The organism is Gloeocapsopsis sp. IPPAS B-1203 (genome assembly GCF_002749975.1).
Classification (GTDB): domain Bacteria; phylum Cyanobacteriota; class Cyanobacteriia; order Cyanobacteriales; family Chroococcidiopsidaceae; genus Gloeocapsopsis.
Genome location: NZ_PEIG01000011.1, coordinates 149,545 through 175,434, shown reverse-complemented (window position 1 = coordinate 175,434; position 25,890 = coordinate 149,545). Strand labels below are relative to the sequence as shown.

The window sequence follows — 25,890 nt, the reverse complement described above, 5'->3', positions numbered from 1 at the left end:
GAAGCTGCTAAGTAAAGAATTGCTATCGGAGTTTGTTTCTAGCTGCGTGCTGGTTAAAACAGCACTAGGGTGTAGTTATGCTCACATCTAACGCGCGTTGCTTTTTAGCTCATTTAGATTTCCTACCACATTGAGAAACGTATAAATACTATATTCACTGTACAAAATTTGATTAAGAAACTGTACCATCACTGTGATTGGGCAGAATACAGCAGTTTACATCATTTAAGCAGACTTTTCCCCACTGCAAAGCCCACCTTACTAAGGCAACACGGTTTTCCGTCGCTGTTTTAGTCAGAATGTTACTAATGTGATTGTCAACAGTACGCTTACTAATATCTAACTTTTCTGCTATCTCTTGGTTTGTTAAGCCAGCAGCTACTAGATCGATAATTTGTAATTCTCGTTCAGATAAGGAAACAGGGGTTTGAGATTCGCCACCAGCCATACTAGCAATTAGTCCTTAGTATATCTACTTACTCTCCTTCTTCAATTCTAAAGGATTCTTTGAAGGGTGGCTTCTCTAGCCTTTGGATTAGTTGTCTTTTTTTGTCTAAACAATGAAGATAGCTGTAATGTACTTTGCACTAAAAAAGTAAATTGTTCTTCAAAAACTAATTTGATAGAATTTTAAGTAAAAATACTTATAACTCTTGAAAATTTGTCAATCTGAAACACCAAAAATAGCTATTTGCTCTTTGTATAAACTTGTACTTGAAAACGACATATTTAGAAAAGTCAAATTAAGTTTTTTACTTTTATTTAAATACAACTTGCTTACGAAAGTACTTTTAGGCGATCGCAAAAATAAATATTGCGGCATCAGCGCTATTTCCCAGAGCGTAATTCATATTATGTTTAAATTGAAATGGGTAATATAAGTAAAGTTTAAGTAACTTTGGTTAAGCTGTATTGTACGTAATTATGCTTAAATTTTATCCAACTCCAGCAATATTAATTATTTCAAGTACACTTGCGATCGCTGGTATCGCTTGCAGCAGCAAACCAAATATTAATTCATTAAATAGAACGCCCATATCCATATCACCTGTGCCCAGTGCGACAGTCAATCCATCTACCGTTCAGAAGGCATTGCCGTTTACACCAGAATTACAACCTAGTCAATTTGATTTGGCACTAGACAAAGCAGCGTCAGCATATAGCATCAGTCAATCTGCACAATCAGCAGATGATTGGAAGTTGGTCGCGAGCAAATGGCAAGAAGCGCTAACCTTAATGCAGGCAGTACCTGTAGACAGTCGTTATCGAGCGATCGCCCGAAAAAAGATTGCTGAATATCAACGAAACATTAATTATGCTCAGCAGCAGATAAAAATTAGCTTGACTGCTGTACCTCAATTAGAAAGCTCACCTCTGAGCCTTCAAGAGCCTCAAGTCATTGAAGATACATCATCAGGACAACAAACTCAAACCATTTTTCGAGTTCCGGTTCAACGCCGAGAAAGCGGTACACCAGTAATAAATGTTACTTTTAATGGCACAAAACAGTTTGAGATGATCGTCGATACAGGGGCAAGCAGTACGGTGATCACTCAAGAAACTGCAACTCAGTTGGGAATAGTGCCAGTAACAACTGCAAAAGCAAATACTGCCAGTGATAGAGGTGTGGATTTTTTTATAGGATATGTTGATTCTATAAAAGTTGGAGGAGTAGTTGCTAACAATTTACCGGTAGCGATCGCACCATCATCACAACTAGAAACTGGTCTACTAGGACACGATTTCTTTAATAATTATGATATTACATTCAAGCGTGATGTCATTGAATTTCGCCTGCGTTAGCCGACTATTATGCAAAGCTAAAAAGCGAAAGCTAAATCATATAAACAATACTTACTTCTTGATTAATTAAAGCTAGTTTTAGGCACAACTAATGCAGCGAATTGTTTTACTTTCGATCAAAATTATTGTGACTGTTGCTGGAATCAACCTCATTTTGTCGAAAGCGGTACCGACAGTAAGCTACGCTAACGCTCAGGAAGCAGAAAATTGCTACATGATCAATGCAGCAGGCACAGTTGTTAACCTGAGCAACCTTTGTCCAGACAGTCAGCGATCGCAGTCAAAAAACCCAGAGGTATTTACTGCTAGAATCAAACGTCGTTATGGTGGGATACCAGTTATTGACGTAACGTTCAACGGTCAACAGCAATTTGAAATGATTGTAGATACAGGAGCAACACAAACATCAATCACCCCAGCGATGGCAGATCAACTAGGGTTGATACCTGTGGATAGCCAAATTGTTCAAGTTGCCAGTGGAGAGGCTGTCAAATTGCCCGTAGGACGCGTTACTTCAATTGAAGTTAGTGGTGCTATTCTTGGAGATACCCAAGTACTAATCGCACCATTGCCACTATTAGGGCAAAACTTTTTTAGCCATTACGATGTAACAATTAGGCAAAATGTTGTTGAGTTTCATGTTCGTTGAAGAAACTCGACTAATTGCTCCAGCTTAGTCCAAGCAGCCCCACTCAGAAGAATGTCCTTCGCCAACGTAATTCCGGTTGCCAGATCTTCCGCAGGGACAAGCCCTGCTACTTGTAAGGCTAACGAAGCATTAAGGGCTACTACGTCTTGTTGAGCTACTGTTCCTCTACCCTGCAAAACTGCCTGCAAAATTTCTGCGTTTTCTTGCACATTACCTCCACGAAGTGCTGTTGTAGGAGCAGGAGTTAAGCCAAATTCTAGAGGATCAATAGTTGTCAAATGAACTTGACCTTGAGACAGAATAGCTAAATCAGTGAGATCAGCTAAGCCTGCTTCATCTAGCTTCTCACGCCCATGAAGTGCGATCGCTTTTTGTGTACCCAATTGACATAATGCCTGAGCAACAGTTTGTAAAATTGTGGCATCAAATACTCCAATAACTTGCCCTGTAGGACGCAACGGATTAATCAAAGGTCCCAAAAGATTAAACACAGTTCTTACTTTAAGCGTTTGCCGCAGCGGCGCTACAACCTTCATGGCAGGATGCCAACCACGCGCAAACAAAAATGTAATTCCTACTTCCTCAAGCGCAGCTTGAACTTGTTGTGCTGACGCGTTTAAATCAACACCTAGTGCTTCCAAAACATCAGCAGAACCAACGCGACTTGAAGCAGAACGATTGCCGTGTTTCGCAACACGAACTCCAGCAGCAGCTGCCACAAAGGCAACTGCAGTTGAGATATTGAATGTAGCAGCACCATCACCGCCAGTACCACACGTATCAATCACTGGCTGATCGTGCATAATTTGCTCTTGGCATTGAGATTGAACGAGTAGAACCTCAGCCATTCCTGCAAGTTCTTCTGCCGATACGCCTTTCACTTGAATTGCGGCTAAGATTGCACCTGATAGAACAGGTGGAATTGTTTCATTTAGCCATCCTTGCATCAGTTGCGCGGCTTGTTCCCGAGATAGCGACTGGCGATCCAAGAGTTGTTGTAATAACTCGCTATTCCAGTTTGCAGGAGGCTCTGAAGTGGCAGTTGCTAATGATGGATAGGTCATAGATTAAGTTAAACGATCTAGCACTGGATGAGATACAAAGCAACTAAATTGCTACGATTCAACAGCTACAGGAAAAAACCGCTTATCTTCAGAAGAGTATTGCCAAGCAATTCCTTCAGGATCGCGGCTACGACTCCATTCAAAGAAATCTGGATTTGAGCGATGCTTGTAAACTGTACTAGAGTTAACAGCTAACCGCTTGGCAAGTTCAGATTGCAAAAGTGAGTCTGGCACTAAGTGCTCTTGAGTATGTGTTGGTGTGACAAAGCTATGAGCTGTCTCACCAAGCCTTGTCAGTTCAGCTTGTGCTTGTGAATGGTTTTGTAGATTTTGCTCTAAGTTTTCAGTTGCTCCAGGCAAATCTTCAACTACAGTTTTTTGCTCAGATTTCAGTTCTGGTAAGGTTACAGGTATTTCGCTGTCATCAAAAATACTACCCAGAGTTTTAGCTGTGACAAAGAAATAAGCATTGCTTCCATCTTCTGGTTCAAGAACCCGTGCTCCAAATTCTGCTGCTTTGTAGTCAAGATAGCGTTTTGCTTTTGCTGCGGGGAGGTTTGCCCGCATTACTAAATCAAGAGTTGTAATTCGTCCTTGATTTTCTTGAATTAACTTATGGAAAGTAGGATTTAGAGTTTTGCTCCACTTTTGCCATCGATAGCGTTGGAAAATATTCAAAAGCACAATAAAACCAGCAATTGCCAGTAGCAATCGCCAGGTCGAGAAGAGGAAAGTAATCGCAAGCGCGACCGGTAATATGAGAATTAGAAAACTATCAGCGCTGTCGGTTGATTTTACTGTCATGCCCATTGTTGCAAATCAATTTGCTGGCAAACAATCTTATCTTGGCAAAAATTGCGCCCAATTTTACCAACGACTTTATAAAAAACAAACTATTCGAGCAATTTTTTTCTAGCGCGGTTTGCCCTAGCCTCTACACTTGCCATCACTTCATCTCTTTTTTCCAGCATTTCGCCAGGATAATTTTCTAAAACCTTTGTAGATAGGGAAATTCGGCTTTGAGTTTCATCGACATCAACAACGATCGCATGAATCTCTTGACCGACTTGGAACAGCAAGGGCAAAGATTCTATATAGTTTTGGCTAATTTGCTTGATGTGCAGCAACCCATTGATATTTTTTAAATCAACAAAAACCCCAAACGGCTTGATAGCAGTAATTTTGCCGGTTACTAATTGACCTAATTCAAACTGAGTGATTGCTTGCGATCGCGTTGCCAAACGTTGCGAAAGAACTAGTTTATTGCTACTGGAATTGATCTCTAGCAAACTTGCAGTGAGATTTTGCCCCACAAGATTTTCTAAGTTTTCTCGTTCGAGTAAGTGCGATCGCGGAATAAACCCTCGCAAGCCATGTACATCTACTGTGACACCACCTTTGTTGACTCCACTCACTCGCACTTCTAAACTTTTACCGTCTTCTTGCATTTCTCCTAACTGTTCCCATAGTTGTTTAATTTGCAGTTGACGGCGAGATAAGGTAACTTGCCCATCAGCATTTTGTTCGCGGATAATCAGAAATTCTCGTTCTTCCTGCAAAGGCAAAACAGTAGACAGATCGGTTACTGAGTGCAAGCCTACTTCAGTCAAAGGGATAAAAGCTGCCGATTTTCCACCAATATCTACATAAGCACCATCACTTTCATATTGAAATACCTTTCCTCGCACCACCTGTCCTTTGCGAAATTGAAAGTCTTGTTGATCCAAAGCTTTGGCAAAATCATCCATAGAAAAGGATGTAGCAGCAGAAGGTTTAAATTCAGATGTCATGAGATAGCACTAATTCACAAAAACAAACAAGCCGTTTATATATCGTATGTCCTCAAAATCTGGAGGAGCAAGCCATTATAGTTCTTTCAGCTTTAGACTTCCTTAAGATGGTTCTGAAATAATTGTTTGACATGTTCCCACGCATCAGCAGCAGCTTCCGGATTGTAGCTAGCACGGCGATCGCAGAAAAAACCATGATCGGCTTGCGCGTAGCGAAAGATCTGATGCGAGACTTGATACTTTTTTAATTCTGCCTCAATTTGATTGACATCTGCTTCAGGAATACTCGCATCTTCCATGCCAAAAAAAGCGTAAATTGTACCGCTGATTTCAGGAGTACGCTTAATAGTAGGAGAGCCACCTCCAGGAGTTTGATGTACAATTCCTGCTCCGTAGAAAGATGCAGTCGCTTTGATATCTTGGAGAGTAGCAGCTAAGTAAGCAACATGACCACCGAAGCAAAAGCCAATACACCCGAAGCCGTTTTTTCTTACTTGTGGTTGGTCTTTGAGATAGTTAATTGCAGCTTGAATATCACTCCAGAGTTCGGTAGCTTTGGTTTGTTGTTTGTATTTTCTGCCAAGTTCAAGATCTTGTGGCGAGTATCCTACTTCAAAATTAGGCACAACACGGTGAAAAATTGCGGGAGCGATCGCGACATATCCTTCTTTGGCAATTCTTTCTGTCACATCCCGAATATGTTCGTTAACACCAAAGATTTCCTGAATCACAACAATTCCAGGGTAAGAACCTTCACCAACAGGCATTGCCAAATAAGCTGGGATTTGAAGCTCAACGTTAGGAATTTTTACATGAGAAGTCTGAATTTCTACCATAGCTATGATGAATGTTAGCTGTCTCGTGGGATGCTGAGATAAATGTGTCAATAAATTGATGTTATCGAGATATCGAACAATGGTGCAGTAAACTTAAAGTTTAAAGAAATTTTGCTAATTGTTGAGAACTTATGCAGATTTGCTAAGAACCCAAGGAATGCAGTAAAGATTTTAAGCACAGTTAACTCTTAACACAACAAATATGCATTGCCCTTGGCTGCAGGTATTATCTGTTTTTTGTCTTTTAGTCTTTTCATAGTCAATCTGTAGCAAACCATTTGAGTATTAAATGCATTCGTTGATTCTTGCTACGGATTGTCTTTTGGAGGAACAATGGTTCAGTTTCATATTCAACCAGATAGTGAAATTCCAGCTTCAACTCAGTTACTCAACCAAATTTGGTACGCGATTACTTCTCGGCAATTTCCCCCAGGGCATCGGCTACCCAGTACGCGCGCTCTTGCGATGCAAACAGGGTTACACCGGAACACGATCAGTAAAGTCTACCGCCACCTAGAGGACGACGGACTTGTCGAAAGTCGAGCTGGATCTGGTATTTATGTCCGTGCCCAACCATCAATGCGGAATCCAGCGCCAATTCCTATTTTGGAAAAGTATCCTCAAGCAGAAAAAATTGTCCAAAATAGTCTCGATGAATTGCTTAAAATTGGTTGTTCATTAAATCAAGCAAGGGAACTATTTCAAGCAGAAATAGATTGGCGATTGCGTTCGAGTGCCAGAGTGTTGGTGACAGTACCAGCAGATGATATTGGTGCAGGTAAGTTGATGGTTGACGAACTAGAGCAATCTCTAAAAAGACCTGTACAATTAGTCCCGTTAGAAGAACTTGCACAAGTATTAGAGCAAACACCTGCAGGAACAGTGGTAACAACTCGCTACTTTATTGCCAGAGCTGAAGCGATCGCTACTCCTAAATCTGTTCGTGTTATCCCTATTGATATCTATGACTATGCCAAAGAAATTCAATTACTGAAAAAATTACCTAAAGGCACTAATCTGGGTATGGTTAGCCTCAGTTCTGGTATTCTTCGAGCAGCAGAAGTGATTGCCTACAGTCTTAGAGGTGATGAACTACTAGTTATGAGTGCGCAATTAGGAGATAACTACAAACTCAGCGCTATTGTTAAAAGTGCTCAGGTTATCATTAGTTTTGATCAAGCAAGTTTTCCTGCTATTAAAGCAGCTGTACAGGCAGCTAGAGAAGACATTATCCGTCCTCCGCAGCTAATTTGTAGTGAGAATTATATTAGTGAGAAATCAATTGATTTTTTAAAGAGAGAACTTGGCTTAGGTTAGACCTAGATGTAGTCAAGGTTGCTTTAACGCAATAGAATAGGTGCTGCTTCTCTCAACAAAGAAAACGTACCATCAGCAACAAACTGAACAGCGATCGCCAAAATAAAAAACCCTAGCACTCGATTTAAGGCTCCCAGCCCATTTTTTCCTAACACACCAACCAAAGGTTCTCCCAAAGCTAAGCATAGATATATCGCCACTCCAAGCAAGACAATTCCAAGTAAACAACCCGCATCTTCAACCCATCTGCTGTTACTTGCTGCAAAACCAATAACGACACCAATCGCACCAGGTCCACTAATCATAGGAATTGCCATTGGTGTAAAAGAAATATCTTCTTTATCTACTGCTTCGTCACTTTCTGGGCGCGTGAGTCGTTGACGCGCTGTAACCATTTCCCAAGCTGTATGGGCAATCAGTAACCCTCCTGCAATTCGCAACACTCCCAGTGAAATACCAAAAAAGCTCAGAATTTCTCTTCCTGCCAGCAAAAAAACCCCCAAAACCAAAACGACATTAATTGCTGTCTGACGTGCTTGATGTAGACGATACAGTTTCGTATTCACTGCTGTCAAACCATAAAAAATTGGTATTGCACCTACTGGATTGGTAACGGGAAATAAAGTCAAAAATGTTCCGATCGCAGCGGAGGTTAGCTGTTGCCACATAGGTTCCTTCAACCAGCTATTTTCATTGGTTGCTCAATTTGCAAGAATGTACGAACCTTTTGCAGATAAGTTGCTGCATCTTCCAACATAGGAAAATGAGCAGTTTTAGGAATCATGGCATATTGTACCAGCGGGTTTAACTCTGCGGCTTGGCGTCCCATTTCTGCTGGAATAATTTTGTCATACTCTCCAGCTACTAACAAAGTTGGTACTGCAATTTGTGCAAACTCTTGCGGCATCATTTCAGCTGCTTGTTTGCTCACTGAAGTAAAAATTGTGCCTAAGGCTGCTTGATAATCGGCAATGAGAAAATCTTGTAAAAAAGCCTTGCGTTCAGCCGCAGGTATCGGACGATGCAAAAACCGAGCGATAAACATCCGGTCCACTAAAGGTATTTGACTGAGCCACTTTGGACGAAATTTAACAACATACCCACCAAACTTGTGAAAAGCAGTAAATGCTTTCTCGTCATATTCAAAAATGCCGCTACAAGTAAGAATAGCTCGATTTACCCGCTGTGGGTAGCGGTTGAGAAATAAAGTAGCAATAGATGCTCCCATTGAGTGAGCATTAAGATATACTTGCTGAATTTGCAAGCAATCTAGTAGGACTGCCAAGTCTTCTGCGTATTCTTCTAACTCGTAAGTTAATTCTCTTACTGCTGCTGACTTTTCTTGAGATTCTGAATCAGCAACTGCAATACTGGTTGATGTTAGCGGAGATTTACCTAAAGACCTGCCAAACCCTCGAAGATCGTAAAGCAAACAATCAAAGCTATCTGCAAGGGCACGGGCTACACTTTGCCAATACCGCGCTGAGCCAGCCCAACCGTGGATAAATACCATCACAGGTTTAGCTTGTAACTCTGTTGGTGTCCGAACCCACTCGTAGTAATGTTCAACGCCACGAATACCAATGTAAGGCATTTTCCCCAAACTTTTGCAAAAATAATTTCCTAAGTTGAAGTTCAGCTAAAGATAATAGCAATTAAGCTTGCACCTCTAACCTTTTACTTTTAACCTACGACTGATTGGCAACTTTTGCAAAATATTTGATCATATACCTAGGCTGATTCTGGCTTAGGAAGTGATGAAGGATGCACTAATAGTTCTGCTGTCGAGCGTTTTTCAACCATTTCTGGAGTCACAGTGCAGCGCGTGACATCTTTACGTGAAGGCAGCTCATACATAACGTCTAACATCAATTCTTCTACAATGCCACGTAGGGCTCTTGCACCAGTTTTACGACGATACGCTTCTTGTGCGATCGCCCGTAGTGCATCTGGTTTGAACTCAAGTTGAACGTTGTCCATTTTAAGGAGTTTTTGATATTGCTTCACCAACGCACTGCGGGGCTGAGTCAAAATTGCCATTAAAGCTTCCTCATCCAGCGGATCGAGTACAGCTACCACAGGTACTCTGCCAATGAACTCAGGAATCATGCCAAATTTTACAAGGTCATCAGGTTCTAAATGTCTTAGCACATCAGCAGTTCGCTGATCTCGCGATGAGCTTTCTCCAGGCTGAATAAAGCCCATTGATTTTTTGCCAGTACGCTGTTCTACAACTTTTTCTAAGCCAACAAATGCACCACCACAAATGAATAAAATGTTACTTGTGTCTATTTGAATACAGTCTTGATAAGGGTGTTTGCGTCCTCCCTGAGGTGGCACGTTTGCTAGCGTTCCTTCTAACATTTTGAGCAATGCTTGCTGCACGCCTTCACCCGAAACGTCGCGTGTAATTGAGGGATTTTCGCTTTTGCGAGCAATTTTGTCGATCTCATCAATATAAATAATTCCCCGCTGTGCTTCTTCTACATCCAAATCAGCCACTTGCAAAAGCCGCAGCAGAATGTTTTCAACATCTTCCCCAACATAGCCCGCTTCTGTAAGCGTTGTTGCATCGGCAACAGCAAAAGGTACATCTAAAATCTTTGCTAAAGTTTGTGCTAAAAGCGTTTTGCCGCAACCTGTAGGACCAATTAAGAGAATGTTCGACTTTTGTAGTTCTACAGCCTCTTCTGACGCTTTACCACTGTTTTTGGCTTGTACAACACTTAGCCGCTTGTAGTGGTTATATACCGCAACTGATAAAACCTTTTTCGCCTCATCTTGACCAATAACATGATCGTCAAGATGTTTTTTAATTTCTCGCGGCTTAGGCATTTGACTAAACGAGAAATTACTCGAACGGTTGCGCCGCTTTGGTGGAGCTTCAACTCGATTTGCCTGCTGTGGCGCTGTTTCTTTTGAATCGAGTAATTCCTCATCTAATATTTCGTTACATAAGTCAACACACTCGTCACAAATGTAGACTCCCGGTCCAGCAATTAGCTTGCGCACCTGCTCTTGAGATTTACCGCAGAATGAACATTTTAGATGGGAGTCGTACTTTGACATACCTGCCTCTTAATTTACTGTACTTACTGGTTCGTTGGCTTTGGGGAGATTTTGTCTAGAAATAACTTGGTCGATTAAACCATAGTTGCTTGCTTCTTCAGCTGACATAAAAAAGTCTCTTTCAGTATCAGCTTCAATACGCTCTAGTGGTTTACCTGTGTGATGCGCCAATATTTCATTGAGCTTCCGCTTAAGGTATAAAATCTCTTTCGCTTGAATTTCAATATCAACTGCTTGACCTTGGGCGCCACCAAGTGGTTGGTGAATCATTATCCGTGAGTTTGGTAAAGACATCCGTTTACCATGCGCTCCTGCTGCCAAGAGAAAAGCACCCATACTGGCAGCTAATCCAAAGCAGATCGTAGCAACATCACAGCGAATTTGCTGCATAGTGTCATAAATCGCCATGCCAGCTGTTACAGATCCCCCTGGCGAATTGATATAGAGCTGAATATCCTTTTCTGGATCTTCTGCATCTAGAAATAATAACTGTGCAACAATCGAGTCGGCTACAGTGTCATCCACCTGAGTTCCCAAAAAGATGATACGCTCTCTGAGTAATCGCGAGTAGATGTCAAATGCCCGCTCTCCCATACCCGATTGCTCTACAACCATAGGAACAATGTTACTGGCACCAAGCGAGTTGATTTCTAAGTAGTGTGAACTAATAATCGGGTGATTTGAAGTTTGAGATACGAGCATATCACAGTGTCTCAGAACGATACTGAATGTGTGGTGCATCTAAACAATTTGAAGCTATGAGCATTTAATGTTATTGGATACACTATCTGTGAACTATTATGCCTTATCTATCAAAGAATCAACTTTGAGATATGTTCTTAACTTAAAAAAACAATGTTACTCTAAAATAGAGTACATCGTTTTTATCTTTATATTTTTAAGATAGCAGCAATAGCATCTTTACGGCTGTAGACAGAGTAATTTCATTCAGCAGTTTTTCACCTAAACGTTACCGATGCTAATTGCTGCTTAAGCAGACATTTATGCAGATGCTGTAGTTATGCCGTTGTCTCAACTTCAGATAGCGGAGAATCGTCGGTAGCAGAGTCAGAAAGTGCAGCTTCTACTTCTGGTTGCGAATCTGCTGAAGCACTCAATGAGCCTTCAGGCAACAATTCCATAGTACTACGCTCTTCCAACCAACTCATAATTTTTTCTTTGAGTAAGTCTTCTTCTACAACTTCTCGCAATCTGTTTATGTCAATGTCATCGTTTGAGTACTCTGACAAAAGTTCTTTCACTTTTGCCTCTACTTCTGATGTTTCTACCTTGATTGACTCGCGTTGAGCTATTTCCTGAAGTGCTAATACGCTTCTAAGCCGCTCAATAGCTTCTGGACGGGAATTTTCTCTTAGCTTGGCAACACTCTCTTGGGTAAACAGTTTTTTGACATCAATTCCTTGTTGACTCAACTGTACTGCTGCTTGAGTAAGCATATTGTTGACTTCTTGTGCTATGAGCGTTTCAGGCAAGTCTACCTCTAGATACTTAACCAGCTCATTCGTCAGTGCTTGCTCTTTATTTGCTTTAGTTTGGCGCTCAGCCTCTGCTTTAAATCGCTCCTCTAACGAACTACGTAGTTCTGCTAGAGTTTGAAATTCGCTCACTTCTTGAGCAAAATCATCATCAAGCTCTGGAAGTTCTTTTTCTTTAAGCTCTTTCAAAGTTATTGTAAAAGTAGCTGCACGCCCTGCAACTTCTTGTTGAGGATAATCTTCAGGGAACTGGGCTGTAACTTCTTTAGTTTCTCCAGCTTGCATCCCGACAATGCCGTCAATAAAGCCAGGAATAAAGCGTTCTTGTTGCAGTTCTAGTTGAAAATCATCAGCCGATGCACCAGCAATTTCTTGTGGCTCCTGTTCCTCCTCTTGAGCTAGATAGCCTTTAAAATCAACTATAGCAACATCTCCAAGTTGTGCTGCTCTTCCTTCTACTGGAATCAGAGTTGCCATTTCACTGCGTTGCTCTGCCAGTAAATTATCGACTTTTTCAGGATTATACTTAACTTCCTCAGCTTTAACATGCAAATCGGTGTATTGGGTAAGATTTACTTCTGGTTGGACGTCAACTGCTGCAGAAAACTGTAAGGCTTGTCCAGGTTCGTATTGAGCGATCAATTCTTCAAACGAGGAGCGTAGCTGCGGTTGACCAATGGCTTGGATATCTTCTTGCTTAATTGCTTCAGTAATTCCCGTTTGAATAAGTTCTTCTAAGGCAGCTGCCTTGACTTGCACCAAACCTAATCGCTGAAGCAAGATTTGGCGCGGTACTTTTCCCTTGCGAAACCCAGGAACATTCATTGTGCGCGTTAGTTTTTGAATGACCTGGTCATAGGTCTGTTGAGACTTTTCTGCTGAAATTTCTATAGCCAAACCAATTTGACTAGCGGGAAGTTTTTCCTGGGTGACTTTCATTTTGCGCTTGTATTTCCGAACAATTTGACTACTCAAGCAAGACTGAACTAATTGCTACTTTAGGATTTGCTCTTGAGCATTGAACTATTCTATCTTTAAGCTTAGTCTATGCCAGATAGTGCCAGAATATAAATTGTGGGCGATCGCATTACTTTTTGTCTAAATAAAAAAGTGCTTTACTCACCTGTCTTAATTAGGTTCTGTAGTGTGATATTCTGGTTGGCACTTTATAAATAACACTATTCGCTGTCCAAGCATGACATCTTAGATTAAAGCATCTGACAAGGTTACAGCTACTTATGATGGTGTCAGTAGCAATTATGTACAGTATAAGCTCAAGGGCATCTAGGGTTTAAAGTACGTACGTATTATCTGTACATTAGTGACTTCATTTCGCGTGTCTCAATTAAATTCATCTTGCAGTGGAACTATGACTTTTGTTAACTGGCACAACAGCAGAAGCGCCATCTAAATTGTTAAAATTAGTTTAAAATAAAAAGTATGATATCCAATTTTGCATACTAAATTTAAAGATAATTAAGAATTGTTTGATTATTAAAAATATATTGTTGTTAGTTAAAAAAGTTATTAGTTGTCATCAAAATGGATAAGAAACTAAATAAGTAAATCTTAAGATTAGAAAAAGTATCTATTTTTTAGCATAAAGATAAGTTAATCAAATAATTTTGTTTAAGGAGGAAAGTTTGACAAAATCATATCGTGTTGCAATCTTAGGTGCGACAGGTGCTGTCGGTGCAGAATTACTAGATCTGTTGGCTAATAGAAATCTTCCAGTAGCTGATTTGAAATTACTAGCATCATCTCGTAGCGCAGGCAAAAGTTTACAGTTTCAGGGAGAAAACATTGTAGTAGAACCAGTGAGCGATCGCTCATTCAATAATATAGATATTGTTTTGGCTTCGGCTGGAGGTTCTACCTCAAAAGCTTGGGCGGCAAAAGCTGTGGCATCTGGTGCAGTTGTTATTGATAATTCCAGTGCTTTTCGTATGGAGCCGTGCGTCCCTCTAGTAGTTCCTGAAGTAAATCCGCAAGCTGCTGCTAGCCACCAAGGTATTATTGCTAATCCTAACTGTACAACTATTTTGATGACAGTTGCTGTTTGGCCGTTACATCAAGTCAAACGAGTGCAGCGCATCGTTGCTGCAACATACCAATCGGCAAGTGGGGCTGGAGCAAGAGCGATGGAGGAAGTAAAAATTCAAGCTCAGGCGATACTCAATGGTGAAACGCCAACAGCAGAAGTTTTGCCTTACCCATTAGCTTTTAACCTTTTTCCTCATAACTCTCCTATCAATGAACTGGGATACTGCGAGGAAGAAATGAAAATGGTCAACGAGACTCGCAAGATCTTTGACGACCAAAATATTCGAGTTACGGCAACCTGTGTTCGGGTTCCCGTCTTACGCGCGCACTCAGAAGCGATTAACTTAGAGTTTGAGACACCGATGAGTGTTCAGGAAGCAAAGGAAATTTTAAGCGAAGCTCCTGGCGTGCAGATTGTGGAAGATTGGAAAGCAAACTATTTTCCGATGCCAATTGAAGCGACAGGGCGCGATCCAGTTTTAGTAGGTCGCATCCGCCAAGATATTTCGCATTCTCATAGTTTAGAACTATGGATTTGTGGAGACCAGATCCGCAAAGGTGCAGCACTCAATGCGGTACAAATTGCCGAACTATTGATTAAAAACGATTGGCTACAACCAACCTCTGGAAACCAACAACCAGTGACCATAGTTAATAACTAACACACTGCTAAGATATGGACTGCTACTCAATGAGGAGTTAAAGGGTGATAGACTTTGGACGCGTTATGACGGCTATGGTTACGCCATTCAAGGAAGATGGCAACGTGAATTATGCCGTGGCAGAGCAATTGGCAGTGTATCTAGCGGAAAACGGTACAGATACCCTAGTCGTCTGTGGTACTACCGGAGAATCACCCACTCTCTCTTGGGATGAAGAATATGAATTATTTCAAGTCATCCTTAAAGCAGTAGCAGGAAAAGCTTTGGTTATGGCGGGAACAGGCTCTAACTCAACTAAAGAAGCGATCGCAGCTACAGAAAAAGCCGCTAAAATAGGAGTACATGGATCTTTACAAATTGTTCCTTACTACAACAAACCACCACAAGCCGGTATCTATCAGCACTTCAAGGCAATTGCTCAAGCTTGTCCTGAACTGCCGATTATTTTATACAACGTGCCTGGACGCACTGGGCAAAACTTACAACCAGAAACGGTGGCTCGTTTGGCAGAAGTCGAAAATATCGTAGGGATCAAAGAATCAAGTGGTAATCTAGACCAAGCTAGTGAAATTCGCCGATTGACTTCAAGTGAATTTAAACTATACTCAGGTGACGACTCTTTAACGTTACCCTTGTTATCAGTTGGCGGGAGTGGAGTTGTTAGTGTTGCTAGTCATTTAGTGGGTACACAACTCCAAAAAATGATTCAATCTTTTACTACAGGACAAATTCAAGTAGCAACTCAAATTCATTTGAAACTTTTTCCCTTATTCAAAGCTCTATTTGTTACAACCAATCCAATTCCTGTAAAAGCAGCACTTAAACTTCAAGGTTGGGAAGTTGGCTCAACACGCTTGCCATTACATGAAGAAGCAAATGAAGTTAGTCAAAAGCTCAATAAAATACTAATAGAAATAGGCTTGAAATCTAATTGTTGAAAGATAAATTAAGTATAATTAAATATTAAATTTTAATTGAAGAAAGCTCTGTCAGAACTTGAGAAATACAGGTTTGTTGTATTTCTCAAGCATCTTATTAAAACTTAAACAGTAGATATCTTATCGCTCGTTTGTAAAAAACTTACACGTAAAACTAGTAAAGTATGAAAAACAACGAATCGGCATCAGCAGTAAAAATTATTCCCCTTGGTGGTCTACATGAAATTGGCAAAAACACATGTGTTTTTGAGTATAAAGACGAAATCATTTTATTAGATGCAGGATTAGCATTTCCTACTGATGAAATGCATGGCGTAAATATTGTTTTACCAGACATGACATATTTGCGTGAAAATCGCCATAAAATCAAGGGAATGATTGTTACCCACGGTCATGAAGATCATATAGGAGGAATTGCTTTTCACTTGAAGCAATTTGAGATTCCAGTCATTTATGGTCCTCGCTTAGCAATGACAATGCTAGAAGGTAAACTAGAAGAAGCAGGAGTACGCGATCGCACCGAATTAAAAAGTGTTCGTCCCCGCGATGTTGTGCGGTTAGGCTCGTCATTTTTAGTCGAGTTTATTCGTAATACCCACTCAATTGCTGATAGCTTCACGATAGCAATTCACACTCCAGAAGGTGTCATTATTCACACTGGAGACTTCAAAGTTGACCATACACCGGTAGATGGCGAGTTTTTTGATTTACATCGTCTTGCAGAACATGGAGAAAAAGGAGTTCTTTGTTTAATTAGTGACTCCACTAACTCAGAAGTACCAGGACACACACCTTCAGAACGCTCTGTTTACCCCAATTTAGACCGCACTTTTAGCCAAGCCTCGGGACGACTACTAGTAACAACCTTTGCCTCTTCAGTACACCGCATCAATATGATTTTAGAGCTGGCAAAGAAGCACGGTCGCTCTGTTTCTGTAGTTGGACGGTCGATGCTTAATGTTATTGCCCACGCTCGCAACCTAGGCTACATCAAGTGTGAGGACGATCTTTTACAACCGTTACATGTCGCGCGATCGCTACCTGATGATAAGGTACTGATTTTAACTACTGGTTCTCAAGGAGAGCCAATGTCTGCTTTAACTCGAATCTCCAGGGGCGAACATTCTCAACTGCGCATCCGCGAAGGAGATACTGTAGTATTCTCAGCTAATCCAATTCCAGGAAATACAATTGCTGTTGTTAACACCATTGATCGACTAATGATGCAGGGAGCAAAAGTCGTTTACGGTAAGGATAAAGGAATTCATGTTTCTGGTCACGGCTGTCAGGAAGACCAAAAGCTCATGCTAGCGCTGACAAAACCTAAATTTTTCCTCCCAGTGCATGGTGAGTATCGCATGCTAGTAAAGCACGCAGAAACTGCGCAAAGTATGGGGATTCCTGCAGAAAATATGGTCATTATCCAAAATGGTGATGTTGTTGAAGTCTCTAAGGAATCAATTCAGATTGCAGGCAAAGTACCTTCAGGAATTGAATTAGTTGATACTTCTGGTTCAGGAATGGTCAGTGGTAAAGTTCTCAAAGAGCGTCAGCAGCTTGCTGAAGAAGGCATTGTTACTGTTGCAGCAGCAGTAGATTGGAATGGTAAGTTGATGATCAAACCAGAAGTTCATGTAAGAGGTGTTGTTATCTCAATTGAGCGATCGCTACTGCAAAAATGGGTACAAGAGCGGATTGAAGATTTCTTACACTATCGTTGGTCAGATTTTGCTCAGTCTGCTAATGGAGAACAAGCTGAAGTAGATTGGGCTGGACTCCAAGGTCAACTAGAACGCGAACTTTACCGAGAAATTCGGCGCGAACTTCAGTGTCAACCCTCTGTTACTTTGCTATTACAATCTCCAGAAGAACCCGCGAAAGCTACTGACGGTAGACGTCGGCGACGTACTGCTGCCCAAGTTGCTTCGTAGTGAGATTAAGCTACAACATAGGCGAGTTTGTGTATAGAAAGCTCTAAAACTAAGATGAAACTCACAACAGTGAGTTTCTTGTTATTTGCACCGACATAGGCAATTTTATGATTGTGTGAATTCACTGAAACTAGAGTTTACTAGGGAACAAAATTCAGTAATGTTTCTCATTCTGTTTTGAAACAAATTAGTGAAGATAATAGCAGTTATTAGTCGCACTGCTTAAGGAAAATACTCCTTAAGCATGAGTACGTTATAGTTTTATAGTCTCTTTTTTGTCTATGGATATTTCATAATTGGTGTTAGCTGCTAAGAAATAGACTCAATATATCCTTGTCTTTAACTCTTAGCTTCATTAAATTTTTAAGTAAAGCAAGTTATAAACAAGATAAGCTTAGTAGCCTTACCTACGAGCAAATTTTCTAGTTAATCTAAGTCTTGTAGAGAAACGTTTCTCAATCAATTACGTCAATAAATAATAAGACTGCATCTTAATCTAGAGCAGGATAATTCCGATATGGCTAACTAACCCCTTGTAGATCCAATTTGGGAGTTCAAATTGCCTCGCTGTTTTTGAGGAGTGAACGATGAATGTATCGCAATACACAACAAAGATTTTACTAACTAGCTGGGTGGGAATTGATCAAGCTATTGCTTCAGATAAAAATATCAAATTACGACCTCAGCCTGAGAACAAAACCAAGTTTGATATGCTGCAACCATTGCGCCAACAGGTCAATAAGATCAATATCTGCAATCGTACTTTTGCTCATCGCTTGTGTAAACTAATTCCTGCACAATGTCCTTTTGAGCGTGACTTAAAACTTTTTGGTCGCACACTTCATATTCCTCCGATGTGTAAGCTTAATCCACTTTATGAAGAAGTTGTAGGTTTACGCTTTCGTGCATTGTGTTACTTAGCTGACGAGTGTGGTGAAGATATTACGTCCTACTGCTAAGTTCAGCATTGCTGCAAATACAGATTAGTTGCTGTGTTATTCAATTTGATGGCTGTAATACTAAGATTGCATGGTGGAACCATGAATAACCTTTAGCCATCTAGCTTCCAAAATTAAGTTATGAGTATGACTCGCTGGGTGTGTTGGTTTCCTCCAGTGAGTTTTTTTATTACAGTTTCAACCTATTGTGCTGTCTACTAACTCAACGAGCAAAGGGTACTTCTTGACAAAGACAATGCGATTGCAACAAGACATTATGGCACGATGGATACTGCCCTTATAGCTTAGGAATACTTAAGAATGACTAGTTTACCTGCATCGAGTAGGCTGCAATTCACTTCTGATCTAAATATTTGCCGTATTTTGAATGGAATGTGGCAAGTTTCTGGTGCGCATGGGCGTATTACGCCAAAAGTGGCGATCCAGAATATGTTTGATTACAAAGATGCAGGCTTCACAACATGGGATTTGGCCGATCATTATGGTCCTGCAGAAGATTTTATTGGCGAATTTCGGCGACAACTATTAGCTCAGTACGGACAAGCTGCCTTATCTGAAATACAAGCCTTTACTAAGTGGGTACCAAGACCTGGCAAAATGACGAAAAAAATAGTTGCAGATAACATCGATATTTCTCGCCGCCGAATGGATACAGAAACTCTCGATCTACTTCAATTTCACTGGTGGGAATATCGCGACTTGAACTATTTAGAAGCATTGAGATACATGACAGAGCTTAAAGAAGAGGGCAAAATTAAGCATTTAGGTCTAACTAACTTTGATACAGAGCACCTAAACATTATTCTGCAAAACGGTATCAATATTAAGTCTAATCAAGTGCAATACTCTTTGGTTGATCGTCGTCCTCAAGTGCACATGAGTTCGTTTTGCCAGCAGCATAACCTACAACTATTTGCTTATGGTTCTTTGTGTGGTGGGTTTTTAAGTGAGAAATACTTAGGCAAGCCAGAACCACGAGGAAGTGAACTTAATACTGTTAGTTTGCGGAAGTACAAAAACATGATAGATGCTTGGGGTGGATGGCAATTATTACAGGAGTTGCTGACAGCATTAAAATTAATTGCAGAAAAACATCGTGTCAGTATTGCGAATATTGCAGTTCGCTATGTTTTAGAACAACCAGCCGTAGCTGGTGTAATTATTGGCACGCGGCTTAGTATTTCCCAACACATTGAAGATAATGCTGCAATTTTTAACTTTGGGTTAGATACAGCAGATTATCAACAAATCAGCACAATTTTGAATCAGTCACGAAATCTGTATCAACTTATCGGCGATTGTGGCGATGAATACCGCCGTTGAAAGATTACATAATTTACAATGGAACAGAACTTTACCGCATCTAAAATAAGTTTCATCTGACATAAGACAGATTTTTGTGAAAAAATAGGACAAAAGTCTGAAATAATCAGTTATATTTGACGACAAAATTTAACATTCAAGGCAAGACTAAGTCATAGGCTTGTCTAGTCAGGTGTTTACCAAGGAGAAGTGCGGTTATGATGTGGTTTCACCATCAGCCCTCAAAGAAAACTCAACTTACCTGTGACAACTGGACAAAGTATCGCAACGCTGCGAATGTAAGTAAGACAACATTATTAGCTGTGTTATTAGGACTAGGATGCGATTTTTTAGTAACTCATGCAGCAATAGCACAGAATGCAGCACAATCTAGTCAAGCTCAAGCCAGATCAGCTCGCATGAATCTTGCTGTAAACAGACAACCACAGGAAACTTACGAAAGTTTAATCAATCGAGCAGAAACAGTTGCTATAACTGCGGTAAAACAGCGTTTTAGCCAAGATAAACATGCACCAGCGGTTTCAGTAATGATTGTGGCTCACAGCTATGGGGCGATCGCTCCCGTTTTATCTTTGGAAATTAGCCGTAATCAGTGGCAATACAGTAAAGGTAGTAAAACTGAAACCAAAGATCAAATGAAATACTTCTCAACAGCACGAATGCTATTGGGATTTGATGGTGTTGCTACCAGTAACTCGAATCAGCAGCAAACTTCAGAAGCAACTCCCGAAGTCACGCCAGAAATGGAACAAATTGATCGATTTATTCGAGAATCTGATGCCAAATCAGAGGTTCCGCCTGAGGAAATGTCTGATAGTGAAGCGCCAGCGGTCGTACCTGTAGAGACACCTACTCCTGAGTTACCTACAATCGTACCTGGTGAAACTTCTGTTCCTGAAAATAGTACATTGCCTAGTGATAGCGTTATTCCTAGTACACCTACAGCAGTGCCTGAAGGCTCAACATCTCCAAATCCTACATCGCCACAGAATAACGTAAATTCAATTCCTGCACCAACAAACGGAGCATTACCAGAAAATACTATTCCCAGCATTAATGACATCGTTCCAGAGGATAATCAACAAATCTAATAACCCTTTCCACCTCTTTAGTGTCATGGAAACGAAGCAAGCACACTAGTAAGTAATAGTCGAATTTCTTGTTTTATATACTGTACCAGTAACAAGCACATCAGGGTTGCACACTCACTATGGTGAATTGGTAGTGATGCTCTAGAATAGAAAGGTTGTGAAGAATTGCAGTGTAGCTTGTTATGGCGGTTCCTAAGAAGAAAACATCTAAATCAAAGCGCGACCAAAGAAGAGCCACTTGGAGACGTAAAGCAGCGGTGGAAGCACAAAAAGCCCTTTCCTTGGGTAAATCAATTTTGACTGGGCGCTCTACTTTTGTCTATCCATCTAAGGAAGAAGAAGCTGAAGAAGAGGAATAAATTGTGGGGTGTCAAACTTAAGACAAGACAAGCTCTAGTTTGAGGTTTTCCCTAGCAATCTTAAAGAGTTTGATCTCAAAATGGAGTTAGATATATCCCATAGCGAAGTAATCTACCCAAGCAAATGCTAGGAAAATTTTTTCAAAAACCAGGAGGCGAACAAAGCGATCGCGTTCCCCCTGGTCAGTATTTAACTAAAGGGTTTCCTGTACTCACCTACGGTCAAACTCCAAAAATTAATGTGGAAGAATGGCAGTTTCGCGTGTGGGGCTTGGCAAAGCAAGCAACATTCACTTTGTCAGATTTCATGGCACTGCCACAACATGAATTTACTGCGGATTTTCACTGTGTTACCCGCTGGTCCAAGCTGGATGTGAAATGGACTGGGGTGAAAGTAACAGATTTTATGAAATTGATAGAAGTAGATTCTCAAGCTATTCATGTTATGGAACACTGTTATGGAGGATACACAACAAATATTCCTTTAGATGACTTTGTTCGAGAAGAAAACTTTTTTGCTCACACTTTGTTTGGCGAACCGCTACCAGCTGAACACGGTGGTCCGTTGCGACTAGTTGTTCCTCATCTATACGCGTGGAAAAGCGCCAAGTGGATTAATGGTCTAGAATTTCTCGATCGTGAAGAGTCAGGCTTTTGGGAACGCAACGGATATCATCGACGGGGTGAACCTTGGGCGGAGGAACGCTATAGTAGCTTTTTTGGATAATTGATCGTGTTGTAGACTCAAGCGCGATCGCTTTTGTTCTTATAAATCAAGCAGAGCGATCGCGTCTCATATTGACGCAGCTTAGCCGATTAATCGTTTAATAAGGTCTAATTTACCTGCATAAGGTGCGTATCGCCACTTTAAATCGAAAAGAAAAGACTTTTTTAAGACACTTTTCTGATGTGAAAATGTATCAAAACTAGCCTTCCCGTGATACTTACCAATTCCACTCTCACCAACTCCACCGAAAGCTAAGGATGAAACTGCAACCTGCATAACTGTATCGTTAATACACACTCCACCAGAGGAAGTTTCTTGTAAAATTCGCTGTTGAATCTTCTTATCGCGAGAGAACAAATATAGTGCTAAAGGTTTGGGTTTCTCGTTGATGATTGCGATCGCTTCGCTCAAATCGTCGTATTCTATGATAGGTAAAATTGGACCAAAGATTTCTTCTTGCATTACTGGTGCTTCTGGGAAAACGTTATCCAGAATTGTTGGTGCAAGGTAACAAGTGTTTTGATTAGTTTGTCCTCCTGTAACAATTTCTCCATCTTGCAATAACTGTGATAAACGAGTAAATTGCTTTTGATTTATAATCCTGGCATAATCAGAACTTTGTTCAGGATTTTCTCCGTAAAACTTTTGAATAGCTTCTTGCAAGCTATTTAATAACTGTTGCTTTATTTTGCTATTAACTAAAAGATAATCAGGCGCAATACATGTTTGACCAGCATTAATGAACTTACCCCAAGCAATTCTATTTGCTGTATGCTCAATATTAATATTAGTATCAACAATACAAGGACTTTTACCACCTAATTCTAAAGTAACAGGTGTTAGATGTTTTGCAGCCGCTTCCATTACTACTTTACCAACTGCTGTGCCTCCAGTAAAAAAGATATGATCGAACTTTTCAGCAAGTAGCTGTTTGCTGGTATCAATACCTCCTTCTATTACCGCAATATAAGCAGAATCGAAATATTTTTGAATTATTTGCGAAACGACTTTTGAAGTGTTTGGCGCAATTTCTGAAGGTTTGAGGATAGCACAGTTTCCCGCAGCGATCGCGCCAATCAAAGGAGCAATTAATAACTGGAATGGATAGTTCCACGGACCAATAATTAAGACAACACCTAATGGTTCGGGATGAATGTATCCACTAGCAGGAAGCTGTTCTAATGAAAGTTTAACTTTTTGAGGTTGTGCCCACGCTCTAATATGCTTGATCGCGTAATCAACTTCTCTAACAATACTAATTTCTGTAGCATATGTTTCTAATTCTGGTTTATGTAAGTCTTTATAAAGCGCATCTACAATGCTTGCCGTATTTTCTCGAATTGCTCTTTTTAAAGAGTTTAGTTGCTCAATCCGAAATGCAATTTCTTTTGTATGACCAGAATGAAAATATGTACGTTGTTTCCGAATGATATCATTGATAGTCAGTTCAGCAAGCATTCTTAATTCCCCTGACTAGATTTGCTCTCAAGTTTATAGATCTTTGATGATAGTCTAAGAATTATTTTTTAAACTATTTTGCCAATTTTACATCATTCCAAATGTAGAAATACTAATACTCTTAAGCTAAAAATAAGATATTTTTGCGAGTCAAGGTACTTAACAGATCTATAAAGCTCTTGGTTTAATACCTTTTTGGATTGCTAAAACAGCAGCTTGGGTGCGGTCTCGTACGCCTAACTTTTGAATAATTGTATGAACGTGCACTCGTACTGTACCAGCGCTGATATAAAGCGCTGCAGCAATTTCTTGGTTTGATTTACCAGCAGCAATAAGAGCAAGAATTTCTTGTTCGCGTCGAGTCAAAGGTAGATTTAGTTCTTCTCTATTTTTGGTAGCATCTGTAGTGACTGCGCTGTCAAATTTAGCACGGATCTCACTTGTTGCAGCCCGATCCCACCACGATGCACCTGCGGCTACTGAACGCAGTGCTAAAATTAAAGTCTCTGCGGCGATTCCTTTTAAACAATAACCTTGCGCCCCCAGTGTAATCAACCGCTTGATCAAAGACTCGTGAGAATGTGAAGTTAGCACTAAAATTGGTAAATCAGGATTTAGCTGCTTGATTTGACGACAAGCTTCTGTTCCTCCGATTCCTGGTAATCCGATATCTAATAGCACAACATCAAGCGGAGAATGCTTGACAATTTCTAGCGCCGTCTCGCCATCTTCAGCCTCAGCGACAATTTCTATGTCTGATTCTTGTTGCAACTTGACTTGCAAACCAAGGCGAAAGAGTTCATCATCTTCAACAAGTAGAATCCGCAATGTCTTTGCAGGTAACATATCACGCCTTCTCAAGCGGTTGAAATGGTAAGGTTGGTAATCGAAATGCAAAGATTGCGCCACTAGATGTTTGCATAGGATTTCCTACACTCCGATTCTCTGCCCAAATTGTACCGCCATGCGCCGCAATAATCTGGCGCGTCAAGTAGAGTCCTAATCCAGAACCTTTAACTTGGCGATCGCTGTGTCCTTGGTAAAATCTTTCAAATAAGTGCGGCAGTTCTTCCGATGTTATCCCTAAGCCGTTATCTAGTACTTTAACAATGTGGTGGTCTGATTGCGACTGTAATATAATTTCTACCTTACCACCCCGCAGCGAATGATGAATTCCATTCGTAATTAGATTAGCAAAGACTCGTTGGAGTTGCAGTGAATCGCCATTTACCCACAGCGATCGCCGAAATTCTGATTCTCCAAAGCTTAAACTAATACAAACTTGGCGTGATAAGGCTAAATCTGTGAGTGTCGCGATCGTTTCTTCAGCGATAGTGACGAGATCTACTGGTGCTAGTTGTAGTTTTAATCCTTCAATATCATTACGATACACATCTAACAACGTTTCCACAAGCTGTAATGTAGACAAATGACTGCGAATCATTGTTGCTAAAACTTTTTGATGCGTTGGTGTGACTGTACCAAATTTTCCTTGTTCAAACGCTTTAAGCGTTTCGATTGCACCTAAAATCGGCGTTTTCAGATCGTGAGTTAAGGTAGAAGCAAAATCTTCTCTCACTTGAATCAACTGTGCTTGTGCTTGCAGTTTTGCTTGTTGTTGGGCGATCGCTTGCTGATAACAACGATTGCGATCGCTCAAAATTCCGGTTACGATTAATGCCATTGCTGCAATGCAGCGACTAGCCACAATAGAAGGCTTGATTGTCTCTTCTACCGGAAACCACAAGTTCAAAATTGTTAAAAATACTGATAGCAAAGTTGCATAAACTGTTGCTGTTCTACCTAGATGTGAAGTAGTTAATAAGATTGGTCCCGTGTAGAGATAACCAAACACGTATTCTACAGGTGTCGTAAACTCTAGTATTAAGACCACTAAAAATAGACAAACAATCAACCACAGCGATCTTGTCCGTAAATTTCTGTCAAAAGAGTTTATTTGGTGCTGTAGCGATCGCAACAACATTCTGTTTTTAACATACCCTACTTTAAATTTTAAGATAAATCATTGTAGATGACTAAAACCTGCTCACCTTTTAACTAAAGTCCTGCATTCTCGTGGCTGTTAGGCAAATAATATATCCCTAGATATAGTCGCTTCATCAACTGACTAGTAATTTTATACTACTCTGTATATATCAAACAGCGTTTCAACTATAGCTATTTTTAGCAAATATTTTATATCTTTAATTAGTTGTCAGTTTCAGATAATATTCAGATAATTTTTATGAAAGGCAAAAACACTTATTACTCAAGGCATTATAAATAGCTTTGCTTCAGCCTTAATTTTTAAGTTACTCTCAGAAAATAGCTGCTGGTGTAATATAAATTTGAGATGAACTATTTTAACAGTAAAC

24 protein-coding genes are annotated in these 25,890 nt (G+C 40.4%); 11 read left to right on the top strand and 13 right to left on the bottom strand.

Annotation, left to right across the window (positions count from 1 at the left end; all coding sequences use genetic code 11):
* Positions 1-172: 172 nt before the first annotated feature.
* Positions 173-448 (bottom strand): photosynthetic electron transport-dependent transcriptional regulator PedR, encoded by a 276-nt coding sequence (gene pedR, locus CSQ79_RS19220; RefSeq protein WP_099702760.1) that lies wholly within the window; start codon positions 446-448, stop codon positions 173-175.
* A gap of 476 nt (positions 449-924) precedes the next feature.
* Between pedR and CSQ79_RS19215 the strand changes: the two genes are divergently transcribed.
* Together CSQ79_RS19215 and CSQ79_RS19210 are read left to right on the top strand one after the other, a co-directional pair.
* The gene (locus tag CSQ79_RS19215; RefSeq protein ID WP_099702759.1) at positions 925-1,803 is read left to right on the top strand and encodes a retropepsin-like aspartic protease family protein; all 879 of its coding nucleotides are present in this window, start codon (positions 925-927) and stop codon (positions 1,801-1,803) included.
* A 91-nt stretch (positions 1,804-1,894) separates the two neighbouring features.
* Positions 1,895-2,452, top strand: a complete 558-nt coding sequence (locus tag CSQ79_RS19210) for a retropepsin-like aspartic protease family protein (RefSeq protein WP_099702758.1) — start codon at positions 1,895-1,897, stop codon at positions 2,450-2,452.
* Here CSQ79_RS19210 and trpD read toward each other — a convergent pair.
* From trpD to CSQ79_RS19190, 4 genes are all read right to left on the bottom strand, one after another.
* Positions 2,440-3,516, bottom strand: a complete 1,077-nt coding sequence (trpD, locus tag CSQ79_RS19205; protein WP_099702757.1) for an anthranilate phosphoribosyltransferase — start codon at positions 3,514-3,516, stop codon at positions 2,440-2,442. The genes CSQ79_RS19210 and trpD overlap by 13 nt on opposite strands.
* 51 nt (positions 3,517-3,567) lie before the next feature.
* A complete protein-coding gene (locus tag CSQ79_RS19200) occupies positions 3,568-4,320 on the bottom strand; it encodes a hypothetical protein (protein ID WP_289501322.1) in 753 nt (250 codons plus the stop codon).
* 89 nt (positions 4,321-4,409) lie between these two features.
* Positions 4,410-5,306, bottom strand: a complete 897-nt coding sequence (locus CSQ79_RS19195; protein ID WP_099702755.1) for a S1 RNA-binding domain-containing protein — start codon at positions 5,304-5,306, stop codon at positions 4,410-4,412.
* 92 nt (positions 5,307-5,398) lie between these two features.
* Positions 5,399-6,142: a dienelactone hydrolase family protein gene (locus tag CSQ79_RS19190; protein ID WP_099702754.1), complete on the bottom strand. Its 744-nt coding sequence runs from the start codon at positions 6,140-6,142 to the stop codon at positions 5,399-5,401.
* Positions 6,143-6,475: 333 nt separating this feature from the next.
* On the opposite strand from CSQ79_RS19190, the gene CSQ79_RS19185 reads away from it, so the two are divergent.
* Positions 6,476-7,459, top strand: coding sequence for a GntR family transcriptional regulator (locus CSQ79_RS19185; protein WP_099702753.1), 984 nt, complete (start codon positions 6,476-6,478; stop codon positions 7,457-7,459).
* A gap of 23 nt (positions 7,460-7,482) precedes the next feature.
* Here the strand turns inward: CSQ79_RS19185 and CSQ79_RS19180 are convergent, their stop codons facing one another.
* The 5 genes from CSQ79_RS19180 to tig form a co-directional block, all read right to left on the bottom strand.
* Entirely contained in the window at positions 7,483-8,127 is a 645-nt protein-coding gene (locus CSQ79_RS19180; RefSeq protein ID WP_099702752.1) for a MarC family protein, read from the bottom strand.
* Positions 8,128-8,135: 8 nt separating this feature from the next.
* Complete coding sequence (locus tag CSQ79_RS19175) at positions 8,136-9,053, bottom strand: alpha/beta fold hydrolase (protein ID WP_099702751.1); 918 nt, start codon at positions 9,051-9,053, stop codon at positions 8,136-8,138.
* 137 nt (positions 9,054-9,190) lie between these two features.
* On the bottom strand, positions 9,191-10,528 hold the full coding sequence (gene clpX / locus CSQ79_RS19170; RefSeq protein WP_099702750.1) for an ATP-dependent protease ATP-binding subunit ClpX: 1,338 nt from the start codon (positions 10,526-10,528) through the stop codon (positions 9,191-9,193).
* A 9-nt stretch (positions 10,529-10,537) separates the two neighbouring features.
* Positions 10,538-11,230 (bottom strand): ATP-dependent Clp endopeptidase proteolytic subunit ClpP, encoded by a 693-nt coding sequence (clpP, locus tag CSQ79_RS19165; protein WP_099702749.1) that lies wholly within the window; start codon positions 11,228-11,230, stop codon positions 10,538-10,540.
* Positions 11,231-11,547: 317 nt separating this feature from the next.
* Entirely contained in the window at positions 11,548-12,963 is a 1,416-nt protein-coding gene (gene tig / locus CSQ79_RS19160; protein ID WP_099702748.1) for a trigger factor, read from the bottom strand.
* 704 nt (positions 12,964-13,667) lie between these two features.
* On the opposite strand from tig, the gene CSQ79_RS19155 reads away from it, so the two are divergent.
* The 8 genes from CSQ79_RS19155 to CSQ79_RS19120 all read left to right on the top strand — a co-directional run bounded on the left by CSQ79_RS19155 (position 13,668) and on the right by CSQ79_RS19120 (position 22,057).
* Complete coding sequence (locus CSQ79_RS19155) at positions 13,668-14,729, top strand: aspartate-semialdehyde dehydrogenase (RefSeq protein ID WP_099702747.1); 1,062 nt, start codon at positions 13,668-13,670, stop codon at positions 14,727-14,729.
* A 44-nt stretch (positions 14,730-14,773) separates the two neighbouring features.
* Positions 14,774-15,667: a 4-hydroxy-tetrahydrodipicolinate synthase gene (gene dapA / locus CSQ79_RS19150; protein WP_099702746.1), complete on the top strand. Its 894-nt coding sequence runs from the start codon at positions 14,774-14,776 to the stop codon at positions 15,665-15,667.
* Between the two features lie 164 nt (positions 15,668-15,831).
* Entirely contained in the window at positions 15,832-17,598 is a 1,767-nt protein-coding gene (locus tag CSQ79_RS19145) for a ribonuclease J (protein ID WP_099702745.1), read from the top strand.
* A gap of 587 nt (positions 17,599-18,185) precedes the next feature.
* Positions 18,186-18,557 carry a Mo-dependent nitrogenase C-terminal domain-containing protein gene (locus tag CSQ79_RS19140; protein WP_099702744.1) on the top strand — a complete coding sequence of 124 codons (372 nt, stop codon included), beginning with the start codon at positions 18,186-18,188 and terminating at the stop codon, positions 18,555-18,557.
* A gap of 300 nt (positions 18,558-18,857) precedes the next feature.
* Positions 18,858-19,880, top strand: a complete 1,023-nt coding sequence (locus CSQ79_RS19135; protein WP_099702743.1) for an aldo/keto reductase — start codon at positions 18,858-18,860, stop codon at positions 19,878-19,880.
* Between the two features lie 197 nt (positions 19,881-20,077).
* The gene (locus CSQ79_RS19130) at positions 20,078-20,971 is read left to right on the top strand and encodes a hypothetical protein (protein WP_099702742.1); all 894 of its coding nucleotides are present in this window, start codon (positions 20,078-20,080) and stop codon (positions 20,969-20,971) included.
* Positions 20,972-21,153: 182 nt separating this feature from the next.
* A complete protein-coding gene (gene rpmF / locus CSQ79_RS19125) occupies positions 21,154-21,330 on the top strand; it encodes a 50S ribosomal protein L32 (protein ID WP_099702741.1) in 177 nt (58 codons plus the stop codon).
* A 124-nt stretch (positions 21,331-21,454) separates the two neighbouring features.
* A complete protein-coding gene (locus tag CSQ79_RS19120) occupies positions 21,455-22,057 on the top strand; it encodes a sulfite oxidase-like oxidoreductase (protein WP_099702740.1) in 603 nt (200 codons plus the stop codon).
* An 81-nt stretch (positions 22,058-22,138) separates the two neighbouring features.
* On the opposite strand, the gene CSQ79_RS19115 is transcribed toward CSQ79_RS19120, so the two are convergent.
* The 3 genes from CSQ79_RS19115 to CSQ79_RS19105 form a co-directional block, all read right to left on the bottom strand.
* Entirely contained in the window at positions 22,139-23,515 is a 1,377-nt protein-coding gene (locus tag CSQ79_RS19115) for an aldehyde dehydrogenase (protein WP_099702739.1), read from the bottom strand.
* A gap of 168 nt (positions 23,516-23,683) precedes the next feature.
* Positions 23,684-24,361, bottom strand: coding sequence for a response regulator transcription factor (locus CSQ79_RS19110; RefSeq protein ID WP_099702738.1), 678 nt, complete (start codon positions 24,359-24,361; stop codon positions 23,684-23,686).
* Between the two features lies 1 nt (position 24,362).
* A complete protein-coding gene (locus CSQ79_RS19105; protein WP_289501321.1) occupies positions 24,363-25,499 on the bottom strand; it encodes a sensor histidine kinase in 1,137 nt (378 codons plus the stop codon).
* Positions 25,500-25,890 lie beyond the last annotated feature (391 nt).